A 13415-nucleotide genomic window follows, 5' to 3' on the forward strand; every position below is an offset into this window, starting at 1 on the left:
CTAACTATGCTATACTCCCTCGCTTTCTTGCTTCCTTGTAAGAAGTTCCTACATTTTTTAACCCCGCCCTAATCATTTGTCGCTCTAGCAGGGAAAAGAACCTTGCTTTATCCCCACCTTTCACCACAGCTTGATTGTGCGCTTCAGCTATAGCCACAGGATAACCGTACCCTTTCTGTACTTGTCCGAGCATTAGCCCCAAGGAGCGCTCGAACATATCTGTGTCTTTAGCCACCCATGATGGTACTTCTATGCGAGCAATTTCGGCACCTACGTGTATATAACAAAAGTAAATCTGTTGGTCTTCATACAAGTCAAGAATACGAGCATTGCTGCGCCACAAAGGACCTCTCTGTCCGGGTTTGAGTTGAGTTGACCAAAGAGCAGTGTCTCGCAGGGGTTCAAATATTTTACACGGAACTTTCTCCTGTTGATTGGGGCAAAAACTTGTACAATCGGGTACTGGGTGGGGACAAGCTACAAGACGTAAAAAGTTTATCCCTTCAACGTTGCGGGCAGCGCTGAGATAGCCCATTAAGGGAATTTTGGCATCGCGCAATTTCCGCCAAGCTTCCAAAATGGGGGGTAGTATTTGTTGGCGTGCATCAAAAGGCAACTGTTCCAAAAACCAGTAAATTAAAGATCCATCCACCATTGCCAGTGTTGGAACTTCTTCTGTTTCCTTGTCTCGGTGTCCCCCTTTAGCACTGCAAGCCAGTTCTGCTAATACAGTTGTTTCGCTAGCTGTCCGCCGGAAACTCATCCACTCTTCAGTACGAATACCCCATTGACGGGAAGCGTATAAATCCTCCGGTCGATAGAATATTTCAGGTAAACTATCTAAAAGTGGGTGACGGTTTTGTCCGTAATGCAAAACCACTCTACCAATGTTGAGGAGATAACAATACGCTATTTCATGATGGCTCGGAGCTATTTGGGAACCATCAGTAGCAATCACTGTATGCATTTTAGGAGGAGTTTGAATCTCAACACAAGTATTCAGTGGTTCTACCGGGGTGGCATTGGCAAACAAAATGCGATCGCGCCAATTTTCTTGTTTCTGTACTAACTCCAACTGAGAGGGTAGTGCATCTTGAAGATGTTTCTGAGCCAATTCCAAACGATGGCGACTAGCAACTGCTTCTTGAGTCAAGTGCTGGCTCAAACCTTGCATTTGTGCTGTAAGTTTAGTGAGATCTAGCATAGTGGTTGGTTGTTAGTGGTTAGTAGTTAGTAGGGGCGCAAGGCATTGCGCCCGTACACGATTAATGGTTAGTAGTAAAAAAGTACCACTAACGACTAACCATTAACCACTAACCAATCAGAAAAATCTCCAGCAAACTGAGCAAGTGACAGCAAATGAATTCGGGAATCGTTTTTAGCAGTCACTTTTTCTACTGCCGTATTGTAGCCCCAGTCCGCAAAAAAGAGTTTCACTTGCTCCAAATCCGGTTGCTGTTTGACTAACTGTAAAGTTTTCAATCGATCTTCTACAAACCACAAACTTTCAGGCGCAATATTTTCCACTTGAATTAATTCTCGCAAAATCTCGTACTTGGGACGCTTCACTTCTTTACCAAAAATCACATCTTTTGGTAGTTCAACCCCTTGCTGTGCTAACAGTTGTTGTGCGAAGCGACCTTCTTTCGTAGTGACGATATATAACTTAGTTGAACTTGAGGTTGTCGCTTCGAGTTTCTCAACGATCCCTGGATAAAATCTGTGCCGACTCAACCAACCATCTAAATCGGTAGCAATCCATTCATCTCGGTATTTGTCTAGTTTACTACCAATTTCTGCTGGTTTGAAATTATCCGCTTGTAAAATTTGTTGTGCGATCGCACTCCAATCCTGAAGAATTTTTTCTTCGGCGATTTCTTGAACGAGGGCTTTAACGAGTACAGGCATTTCCCAACCCGTTTCAATCACCGGTCTTAGCCGATAGAACTTGGAAGCTAAATCATCAGGTGGAATCCGGTCATCAGGTAACCAAACTTGACAATAGGTATGCCAAGATACCTCAAAGTACTCAATCAGTCCGTCGCAAATGACACCATCGAAGTCTAGAGCTAGAATTGTCGGACTACTTGCCATGATTTTTTTGAGGATTAGACTGCTACTGTTAGCTTACCTAACTTCTCAAAAATATAGATAAGGTGAATGAGATATAACAACTTCAAGAAAGTGAGAATTGCTATATTTGGGATAATTTCCGTAAAACCTGCTTGGTTAAACGTATCCTTAGAAGGTTGGGTTGAGGAACGAAATTCAACGTTGAACCCTTATTGTTGGGTTTCGTTCCTCAACCCAACCTACTTTATAAATGACCTCTGAGAAGATTAACTTATTGTAAACTAGCATGACAGTAGATTTACGAAAATTTTTTCAGGCAACTGACCCTGGAAAAACCCTAGTTGTAGCAAATCCAGAAGACAGGAAATATTACATTGACTTTTCCTCAGTACGAGGCGGTAAAATCATAGAACAACTGAAAGATAACATTACATTTTTCTCACCCGATAACCCCACATGTGTCCTATTTACCGGGCATATTGGTTGTGGCAAATCTACAGAGTTATTAAGGCTCAAAACAGAACTCGAACACGAAGGCTTTCATGTGGTTTATTTTGAGTCCAGTGAAGACTTGGAAATGGCAGATGTTGATATTGTAGATGTTCTGCTCGCGATCGCCCATCGAGTCAGTCAAAGCTTGGAAAATCTCTTGCTCAAAGAACCTAACCGGTTAAAAGATTTGCTACACGGAGCGTGGAAGATTTTAAACGTTGAGGTAACGGGGTTTAAATTGAAGCCTCCGGAAATTACAGGGCTTCCCAAAATCGGCGATATTGGTTACACTTCAGAAAACCAAAAGGTTTCTGTTGCATTTGGCATTGGTGAAATCACGACTCGAGTCAAAAATGATGCGACACTGCGAGAACGGCTTAACCAGTATCTAGGACCGCAGAAAACTCAGCTGTTGCAAGCAATTAATCAGGAACTGCTAGAACCCGCGATCGCCACGCTGAAACAGCAGGGAAAAAAAGGGCTGGTAGTCATTGTTGATAATCTCGATCGCATCGATAATCGCCAGAAACCTTGGGGACGTCCTCAACAGGAATATCTCTTTGTCGATCAAGCTGAGTGTCTAACAAAATTGAATTGTCATCTAGTCTATACAATGCCACTAGCGCTGAAGTTTTCCAGTGACTATGGCAATCTCACTCAGCGTTTTTCAGAAGAACCCAAAGTGCTACCCATGGTACCCGTACAGTTCCAAAATGGTCATAAATGTGAAGTGGGAATGGCATTGCTGCGACAAATGGTGCTTGCTAGAGCTTTTCCAAATTTAGCTGAAGACAATGCCCATTTCTGACGCAGAATGGAAATTGCTGCGTGAAGTCCAGCAACGGAAAAAAGTCAGTGGTGACCGGGGATACCAAACGCTGATCCGGAGTCGGCTGGTGTTTGAATATCGCGATCGCGGAGAGTCTTGGTTTGATGTCAACCCGATTTTGGCAGAGGCGAAAGAGTTGCGCCCATGAGTGACTTAGACCGATCCGATAGCAAAGCGTCGCATGAAAGTGCCATTGATGTTGCGGCTGACAACGAGAGTCAGTTAGAAGGATTAGCATGGGGAATTGAAGCCTCTGTTGGTCGGTTCAAGCTGTTTTTAGCTCGTTGTAACTATGCCAGCTTGCGCTTGTGTTTGGTCAAGCGGTTGCAAGAACTGACGAACGTCGAAATTCGCATCCTGGAATTGAAAGCATCAGAAAAAACCCTCTACGGGAGGATTCAGAAAGAATTTGGGGAAGCACAGCCAGATGTCTTAATGGTATTTGGCTTGGAATCAGTCACCGATCTTGAAGGGCTATTGACTCTAACCAATCAGGTGAGGGAGGATTTTCGGAAGAGTTTTCATTTTCCACTGGTTCTTTGGATTGATGATGAAGTCCTTAAGAAACTGATGCAGGTAGCCCCTGATTTTGAAAGTTGGGCGATTAGTACAGAGTTTGCGATCGCCACTGAGGAATTGATTGACTTTTTAAAGAAAACCTCCAAGCAATTCTTTGAGGGAAATTTAACCCTCAATTTAGAAGCTCGTCGGGAAATAAAACTAGCTTGTCATACTTTACAAAGTCGCCAACAAGTCTTAAACCCAGAACTAAGAGCAATTATAGAATCCTTACTGGGTGAAGTCGAATATGCTAATGGGAACCTCGATGCAGCTCTCAAGCATTATCAAAAAGGATTAGAACTTTGGCAGCAAGAACGCCATTTAAACCAACAAGTAAAACTCCTAATTGATATTGCCTTCTGCTATTATGTAAAAACTCCTCGGTATCGGGAACAAAATCATCCAGATTTGCAAAACACCAGGCGTTATATTCAGGAATGTTTTCATATTGTTGAACAAATTAACACGATAAATTTAAGTTCTAACTCAATTCTGAAATTCGGTGAAATTCTTCGAGATTTGCAGAATTGGCAGCAGTTACAAACTCTTGCTCAAAAAGCTTTACAGTATCACCAAGCTCAAGATAAACCAATTGAATTAGCAAGGGATTACGGCTTTCTAGCTGAAGTGGCTCTGGCACAAGAACGTTGGGATGATGCCTATCAGTTAGCGAAGAAAGCCCTAGAAATTTTATTAGCAATAGATAACAGGCAAACGCTTGAAAATTTAGGGATTGACGAGCGATTAGACAACAGTCGATATTTGTTAATTCTAGCAAAAGCGCAGCAACATCTGGGTCAAACACAAAAAGCGATCGGCAATTTAGAAGAAGCCACAAAAGTAGGAAATCCTGAAGAAAACCCTTGTTTGTATCTTGACATTCTAAGTTATTTACAGCAGGTATACTTTCAGCAACAGGAATATCTCAAAGCCTTTGAAATTAAGCTAGAGCGACAATCGATTGAGCAACAATATGGGTTCCGCTCGTTTGTTGGTGCGAGTCGAATACAGCCACAACGACAGGCAGAATTAGCACTGAGACAAGTAGAAAATCAGGAAACTGTGGCTCTAGAAATTGTGGCTTCCGGGCGGCTGCTAGATGTACAGCGTTTAATTGAGCGAATTGGTCGCAATGATTACAAGCTAATTGTGATTCACGGACAGTCTGGGGTAGGGAAAAGTTCGTTGGTGAATGGGGGACTGTTACCAGCACTTAAACAAAAAGCTATTGGGACTCAGGATACTTTGCCTGTATTGATGCACGTTTACACGAGTTGGGTTGCGGAGTTGGGACGGCTGTTAGCAGAAGCCCTGGAAAAAAATGGGATACACCTAACGACTTCTTTAGATTCCCCAACCGCTATCTTGGCACAAATGGGGCAAATGGAGTCGCGCAATCTACGGACGGTGCTCATTTTCGATCAGTTTGAAGAATTCTTCTTCGTCTATCCTGGGGCGACTGAAAGGCGGCAATTTTTTAAGTTTTTGGGAGAATGTTTTCAAATTCTTCCTGTAAAGGTAATTTTGTCGTTACGAGAAGATTACTTGCATTATTTGTTGGAGTGCAATCGTTTATCCTGCATGGCACCAATTGGCAATGATATTCTCAGCAAAAATGTCCTCTACCCGTTAGGAAATTTTTCACCTGCTGATACCGAATTGATTATTCAACAGTTAACAAATCGGTCTAATTTTAACTTAGATCCTGCTTTAATTGAGGAACTAGTAAACGATTTAGCAGATGAGTTAGGAGAAGTGCGCCCGATTGAGTTACAAGTTGTGGGAGCGCAGTTACAAACGGAGAACATCACAACGTTAGTTCAGTATAGAAATTGCGGTCCTAAGAACGAACTTGTGAAGCGCTACTTGGCACAAGTCGTATCAGACTGCGGTTCTGAAAACAAGGAAGCAGCTGAGTTAGTGCTGTACTTGCTGACAGATGAAAAAGGGACTCGCCCTTTGAAAACTCGTGCTGAAGTAGAACGGGATTTGCAGGTATTAATGGCAAATTTTACCGCAGAAGCTAGCCAATTAGATTTAGTGCTCAAGATTTTTGTGGATTCCGGCTTGGTGGTTTTGTTGCCGGAATTTCCAGACGATCGCTATCAATTAGTACATGATTATTTAGCCGCATTGATTCGCCAACAACAAGAACCAAAGTTAAAAGAATTAATAGCAGAACTCGAAAAAGAAAGAAAACAACGCCACAAAGCAGAAGAACAACGAAAGCAAGCTGAGTTGGTGCTAGCACAGGTTGAGCGCGATCGCCAGAGTTTGGAAGCAAAAGTTCAACAGGTGAGGAAAGATTTAGCCGATTCAGAAGCAGAACGAGATAAGGTTAAGCAAGAAATTCAAGAAGCTCAGATTAAGCTCAAGGAAGCAGAAGCAGCGCGAGAAGAAGCGCTTATCGGTACAGAATTGGAGTTAGCAGGATTGAGAGCTTTACGAAAGTTCGAGTTTTCCCAGATGGACGCCTTATTGACGGCAATGGAAGCTGGAAAACAGTTGCAAGCACGAGTTCAAGATGGTCGATCTTTTGAGAAATATCCCGCACTGAGTCCACTGCTAGCTTTACAGCAGATTCTTGACAACATTCAAGAAAAGAATCGGTTGCAAGGGCATCAGGACGAGGTTAGAAGTGTGAGTTTCAGCCCGGATGGACGAATCCTTGCTACTGCCTCAAGCGATCGCACCGCCCGACTGTGGAACTTACAGGGTAAGCAACTGGTAGAATTTCAAGGGCATGAAGGACATATTAATAGCATCTGTTTCAGCCCGGATGGGCAAACCCTTGCCACTGCCTCAAACGATCTCACTGCCAGATTGTGGAACTTACAGGGTAGCCAACTGGTAGAATTTCAAGGGCATGAGAAATGTGTCAACAGCATCTGTTTCAGCCCGGATGGGCAAACCCTTGCCACTGCCTCAGACGATAACACTGCCCGACTTTGGGACCTGCAAGGCAACCAATTGGTAAAATTTAAGGGGCATCAGCACAAGGTTAATTGGGTCAGTTTCAGTCCGGATGGGCAAACCCTTGTCACCGTGTCAAATGATTGTACCACCCTGCTTTGGAACTTGCAAGGAAAGCCACTGCTAAAACTGGAGGGACATCACAGACATATCAATAGCGTCAGTTTCAGTCCGGATGGGAAAACCCTTGCCACTGCCTCAGACGACAACACTGCCCGACTTTGGGACTTACAAGGTAACCGCTTAATAGAATTTAAGGGGCATCAAGCCAAAGTCAGAAGCGTCAGTTTCAGCCCGGATGGGAAAACCCTTGCCACTGGCTCCAGCGACTGTACCGCCCGACTTTGGGACTTGCACGGCAAGCAAGTGCAGAAATTCCAAGGAAATGATGGTTGGGTTTGGAGCGTGAGTTTCAGTCCAGATGGACGAACCCTTGCTACTGCTTCAGCTGACATTAGACTGTGGAACGTGCAGGGCAAAAAACAGGTAGAATTTCAAGGGCATCAGGGGGATGTTAACAGCATCAGTTTTCATGTTAGCGGACAGTATCTTGCCACGGGTTCGGGCGATGGTACAGCTAAACTGTGGAATTTACAGGGCAACAAGCTCGGAGAATTTAAAGGACACAAGGATCGGGTGAGAGGTATCAGTTTTAGTCCGGATGGACTATACTTTGCCACTAGCTCATTTGACGGTACTGCAAAATTATGGGACTTGCAAGGACACCAGTTGGTGGAATTCAAAGGACATCAGAACCGAGTCAATAGCGTGAGTTTTAGCCCAGATGGTCAATATTTAGCCACTGCCTCTTTTGATGGCACAGCTAAATTGTGGAATTTGCAAGGCAAGCAACTGGTAGAATTAGAAGACCGAAGTATACTTTGGAGCGTAAGTTTTAGCCCCAACGGGCAGTACTTAGCAACTGTCTCAGACAACGGCACCGTGATACTGTGGAATTTGCAGGGCAAGCAACTGAAAGAATTTCAGGGGCATCAGCGTCGTGTCAGCTGTGTTTGCTTCAGCCCAGATGGGCAAACCCTTGCCACTGGCTCCAGCGACGCTACTGCCCGAATATGGGACTTACGGGGTAACCAACTCGCAGAATATAAAGGGCATCAGCGCCGAGTGAGTTGCGTGAGTTTTAGCCCTGATGGGCACTATCTTGCGACTGCCTCAGATGATGGGACTGCTAAGCTGTGGCGAGTAGAAAATTTAGAGCAATTACTAGCAAGAGGTTCTAATTGGTTGCATGATTATTTGACGTAGCTTATCAATCATGAAGTGAATTTTACAAAAAAATAAGTAGAAATATCAAGCCTATTTACAAAATTGCAAAGTTACAAATGAGTCGGAGGTATACGACCAGAATTTTGCAACTGGTAATACATGATGAACACAAAACTTTTAGGGATATTAACTGCAGCTACCACATTAACGGTATTAGGCGTAGTATCATCTAGCGGAGTTGCTAGTGCAGCAACTCTTGAGCACAAGGCAGAATACAAACCGACTGAGATGGACAAGGAGTATGTGCCTTACGAAGGATATGGTCTAACAGACATCATACAATCTCCTCTAACTATCCAAAAATTTAACTCACAGCTCGGCACATTGAAGAGCGTAAAGATAGATTTTACTGGCGATATCAAAGGAGATGCACAATTTGAAAGCAGAAACGCAACACCAAGGACAGTGACAGTAGACCTTTCCGGTCTGGTCAAATTAAATATGCCAGATGGAGCGTCTTTATTCGAGTTGAATCCCCAACAGCAATACAGCTACAACGTTAGCAGATTTGACAGAGTCACTGATTTTAATGGTAGTTCTGGCAAGACACTGGAGGGACTTGTAACCAGTGTGTCCGATACAAAAACTTTCACCAATAGTGACTTACTACAGTCCTTTACAGGTCTTGGCAACCTAGACTTTTTGTTTACAGCTCTTGCGACATCAAGCGTGACCGGACCTGGTAATATCGTATCCAGTGTCTCTACATATGCCAAATCAACTATCAAAGTCACCTATGACTATGAGGAACGTCGGAAGAAGGTACCGGAACCTTCTGCCTTGCTTGGTATAGGTCTTGTTGCAGGGGCTTGTTTGCGCTTGAAAAAAAGCAGAAGCATTAATTCTCTAAACGAGAAAACTTGCTAGCTTTATGAGAAGCAAAAATCCCGTGTCGGGGACTAAAAAGTAACGCCAATATAAATAATCCCGATACAACCAACACAATTGCTGGTCCTGAAGGGAAGTTATAAAAATAGCTGAGGTACATTCCAGTAATACTAGAGAATACACCAACGAGCGCTCCTAAAATCATCACTTGATGCAAGCGTTTTACTAATAGATAGGCTGTGGCTCCCGGTGTAATCAAAAGTGATAATACTAGAATGACACCTACAGCTTTCATGCTAGCAACAATCGTTAAAGCAATCACTACCATGAGTCCAAAATTAAGGCGGTTTACTGGTAATCCTGCTGCTTTCGCGCCCAAGGGGTCAAAGGTATAAAACAAAAGTTCTTTGTACACCAAAACGATAACGAGCAAAACTAAAGCTGCAATAATAGAAGTATCGCGCACTTCATCAAAAGTCACACCGAGAATATTTCCAAAAAGGAAATGGTTCAAGTCAATTTTGTTGTCTTTTTGAATGACAGTAATCAGCGTAATTCCTAGGGCAAAAAACGCCGAAAAAACTATCCCCATTGCAGCATCTTCTTTGATAGGCGATCGCGTTTTAATGAAAGCAATTGCCATGGTACTGATGACACCAGCAATAAACGCCCCCACAAAAATATTACCTCCTAACAAAAAAGCGATCGCCAGTCCCGGTAAGACTGAATGACTGATAGCATCACCCAATAAAGCTAACCGTTGTACCATTAGGTAGCTGCCAACAACAGCACACAACAAACCGACTATAATGGCAACAATCAGCGACCTTTGCATAAAACCATACTGTAAAGGCTCAATCAATGCTTGAATCATATTAGTTGTTAGTTGTTAGTTGTTAGTTGTTAGTTGAGTGGGCAATACCCACCCTACACCAGGTCACGGGTCACTGTTACGCTGCTTCTCTCCAAAACATGACCTGACCGCTATAGGCGCGGGACAAATTTTCCTCGGTAAGTACCTGCTGTCGGAAACCTGTAGCTATTAATACCTGATTTAATAAAATTAAGTCATCAAAATGGGTGATGGATTCCCCTAAGTCGTGGTTAACAACAAGGATGATTTTTTGTGCCGCAGCAAGTTCTTGGAAAACTTCAAAAATCACTTTCTGGGTTTTTTGATCGATACCGACAAAAGGTTCATCAAAACAAAAAATTTCTGCTTCTTGGGCCAAAGCACGGGCTAAAAAGACTCGCTGTTGCTGTCCTCCGGAAAGTTCTCCAATCGGGCGGTTGCGATATTCACTCATGCCCACACGTTGTAACGCACTTTTTGCTACTTGGCGGCTGACTGTTGAAAACTGGCGAAACCATCCTGTTTTCTTGACTCTTCCCATCATGACCACATCCCATACGGTGGCGGGATATGCCCAATCTATCTGGCTTCGTTGGGGTACGTAGGCGATTTTCTCCAATTGCTGTGTGAGAGGTTTTCCTTGATACTGTACGCTCCCATGGGAAGGCACTAACCCTAACATGGCTTTTAACAGCGTACTTTTACCGGCACCATTGGGACCAAAAATTCCTGTCAGTCGCCCTGGTTTCACAACACAGTTAATATCTCTCAGGGCTTCTGTTGCACGATAGTATACCCCCAATCGGGAGATGTGGATTGCTTCATTGACATCTGTGCCTTGTAAAGACACGCCACCTATCGTCTCTACACTTGGCTCAGAGTGTGTTTCTACATTGGGCATTTCGCCTATATTTTTCCTAAATAATGGAAATTCTGGTTGAAAAGAGGCAGTTTTCATAATTGTGTTTAAATACTTGCTTACTTGAGATTACTATAAAAATGAAAGAAAAATGAAAACCTCTATAAAGAGAAATAATAATTGACATAAATGAAAGTAATACTTCAGAGAGACGACAGTCATTTGTACGGGGACGTGTTCTACTTTTTACCTAAGCTTTGTTTGGGTATGTTGTTGTCTATTACCCTATTCAGTTGTAGCCAACAGAACTCGACCTCTAACACTCCCGACCAGGATAAGCCTCAAGTCGTAGCGACTAGCACCATCATTGCTGACTTGGCAGAGGAAGTGGGAGGAGATGAAGTTCAGGTAACTGGAATACTCAAACCGGGTACCGATCCTCACGTATACGAACCAGTTCCGCAAGATACCAGGGTGATGGAAGAAGCTGACTTGGTTTTGTATAACGGCTATAACCTAGAACCGGGATTGATTAAGTTGATGAAATCTGCAGCAGGAAAAGCCCGTCAGTTAGCAGTGGGTGAGGTCGTCAAGCCTTTGCAGTTAGAAGAAAAATCCAAGGGGAAAGTCCCAGATCCACACGTATGGGGTGATGTTAAAAATGCGATCGCAATGGCTAATGCCATTCGAGATGCTTTGATTGAGCTATCACCTGAAGACAAAGAAGAATTTACCAAAAACGCCCAACAACTGACGAACGAGTTAAAACAGTTGGATGGTTGGATAAAAGCCCAAATTCAGACAATCCCAGCTAATAAGCGCAAATTGGTTACAACACACGATGCTTTTCAATACTACGGATATGCATATGAGATACCTATTGCAGGCACTTTAATTGGTATAAGTACTGAGGAACAACCCAGCGCACAAACAGTCAAGCAGTTAGTGGAAGAAGTTAAAAAGATTGGAGTTCCAGCAATTTTTGCAGAAACAACCATCAACCCAGCTTTGATAAAAACTGTTGCTCAAGAAGCAGGGGTAAAATTGGCACCTCGCGAACTCTATTCTGATTCTATTGGTGCGGTCGGAAGTCCGGGCGAGACTTACATCAAAATGATGCAGTCAAATACTCAGACTATTGTGGAAGCCTTGGGTGGAAAAAATGTTAGTCGTTAGTTGTTGGTGGTTAGTAGGGGCGCAAGGCTTTGCGCCCGTACATAATTAGTTATTATTGCTACTAACTACTAACCACTAACTACTAACCCTTAACAATCGATCCCCAAGGTTTTTTTCATCAGAAAAGTTGATCCCCATTATACTATAAGATATATTTATATCTATCTTGGGATAGATGCGGATTGTGAAATTTTAAGAATACAGTACACGAAGCTGCACTTTAGCTGGTCAGCATCAACTTGGAGGTGGCGCATAGAGGGTGCTAAATTAACCAAAAACGCTGCATAAGGCGTATGCGGTTAGTTCCAACCTTAGGAAGAGGAGGAATGAATACCTAAAGCAAAAGTATCTCAACCCTTGTCCAACGACCACTTTACCAGCTGAACCAAGGAAATTTATGAAAATCGCTCAAGTAGCCCCCTTGTGGGAACGGGTTCCACCTTTCACTTACGGAGGAATTGAACTCGTAGTGAGTCGTCTGACCGATGAACTCGTGCGTCGGGGTCACGATGTGACTTTGTTTGCCTCAGGCGATTCGCAAACACTGGCTAAGTTAGACGCAATTTGTTCTCGCGCATTGCGCCTGGACCCGGACATCAGAGAGGGTATGATGTACGAGATGCTTGAAGCTAGCCACGTTTACCAACAAGCGGCGGAATTTGACATCATCCATTCCCATGTAGGGATTTGGGCTTTGCCTTTGGCAAGCATGGTGTCAACCCCCACAGTACATACCTTGCATGGCAATTTTACCCGTGACAGCAGCAAAGTATATACCCTTCATAGAACGCAACCATACGTCAGTATTAGCGACGCCCAGCGCCAAATAGACCTAAATTATGCCAGCACCGTATACAACGGGATTGATTTAGGTGACTACCAATTTGTATCTCAACCAGCACAGCCACCCTATCTTGCCTTCTTAGGGCGCTTTTCTCCAGAAAAAGGACCTCAGCACGCGATCGCCATAGCTAAAAAAACTGGTTGGCGCTTGAAAATGGCAGGAAAAGTGGATGTTGTCGATAAAGAGTTTTTCGAGAAAGAGATTGCCCCGCAGATTGATGGTAAGCAGATTGAATATCTGGGTGAAGTAGATCGTGCTGCGAAAGCAGAGCTTTTGGGCAATGCATCTATTACCCTCTTTCCTATCACTTGGCGAGAACCCTTTGGCTTAGTGATGATTGAATCGATGGCAACTGGTACGCCAGTGATTGGGATAGATATGGGTTCCGTACCAGAAGTCATTGCTCACGGCAAAACAGGTTTTGTTTGCCAAAGCTACGAAGAAATGGCGACAATGATTCCAGCAGCTTTGGAACTCAATCGTCAGATCTGCCGAGAACACGTGAAAAACAATTTTACCGTGACTCAAATGGTAGACGGTTATGTAGCGGTCTATGAAAAAATCCTCAGAGATCGCAATGAGAGAAACGGACGAGTTCCAACTCTTAGAACTTCGTTAACATCAATCGCTTGATAAAGCT

General features: G+C 43.5%; 8 protein-coding genes and 1 pseudogene. 5 read left to right on the top strand and 4 right to left on the bottom strand.

What is annotated here, in order from left to right:
- Positions 1-4: 4 nt before the first annotated feature.
- Together F7734_RS03245 and F7734_RS03250 are read right to left on the bottom strand one after the other, a co-directional pair.
- Positions 5-1204 carry a DNA double-strand break repair nuclease NurA gene (locus tag F7734_RS03245; protein WP_155743369.1) on the bottom strand — a complete coding sequence of 400 codons (1200 nt, stop codon included), beginning with the start codon at positions 1202-1204 and terminating at the stop codon, positions 5-7.
- A 95-nt stretch (positions 1205-1299) separates the two neighbouring features.
- Positions 1300-2094: an HAD hydrolase-like protein gene (locus F7734_RS03250; protein WP_155743370.1), complete on the bottom strand. Its 795-nt coding sequence runs from the start codon at positions 2092-2094 to the stop codon at positions 1300-1302.
- A 265-nt stretch (positions 2095-2359) separates the two neighbouring features.
- Between F7734_RS03250 and F7734_RS03255 the strand changes: the two are divergent.
- The 3 genes and pseudogenes from F7734_RS03255 to F7734_RS03265 all read left to right on the top strand — a co-directional run bounded on the left by F7734_RS03255 (position 2360) and on the right by F7734_RS03265 (position 9082).
- Positions 2360-3542 (top strand): annotated as a pseudogene (locus F7734_RS03255) (ATP-binding protein).
- Entirely contained in the window at positions 3539-8194 is a 4656-nt protein-coding gene (locus F7734_RS03260; RefSeq protein ID WP_155743371.1) for a hypothetical protein, read from the top strand. Before F7734_RS03255 ends, F7734_RS03260 begins: the two are co-directional and overlap by 4 nt.
- Before the next feature lie 120 nt (positions 8195-8314).
- Positions 8315-9082, top strand: coding sequence for a PEP-CTERM sorting domain-containing protein (locus F7734_RS03265; RefSeq protein ID WP_243146650.1), 768 nt, complete (start codon positions 8315-8317; stop codon positions 9080-9082).
- Here F7734_RS03265 and F7734_RS03270 read toward each other — a convergent pair.
- Positions 9054-9917 (bottom strand): metal ABC transporter permease, encoded by an 864-nt coding sequence (locus F7734_RS03270; protein WP_155743372.1) that lies wholly within the window; start codon positions 9915-9917, stop codon positions 9054-9056. The two genes, F7734_RS03265 and F7734_RS03270, sit on opposite strands and share 29 nt — an antisense overlap.
- Positions 9918-9993: 76 nt before the next feature.
- Positions 9994-10854, bottom strand: a complete 861-nt coding sequence (locus F7734_RS03275) for a metal ABC transporter ATP-binding protein (RefSeq protein WP_155743373.1) — start codon at positions 10852-10854, stop codon at positions 9994-9996.
- 90 nt (positions 10855-10944) lie between these two features.
- On the opposite strand from F7734_RS03275, the gene F7734_RS03280 reads away from it, so the two are divergent.
- Complete coding sequence (locus F7734_RS03280) at positions 10945-11931, top strand: metal ABC transporter substrate-binding protein (RefSeq protein WP_155743374.1); 987 nt, start codon at positions 10945-10947, stop codon at positions 11929-11931.
- Positions 11932-12328: 397 nt separating this feature from the next.
- Positions 12329-13408, top strand: coding sequence for a glycosyltransferase family 4 protein (locus F7734_RS03285; RefSeq protein ID WP_155743375.1), 1080 nt, complete (start codon positions 12329-12331; stop codon positions 13406-13408).
- Positions 13409-13415: the final 7 nt, after the last annotated feature.

Source organism: Scytonema sp. UIC 10036 (assembly GCF_009725235.1).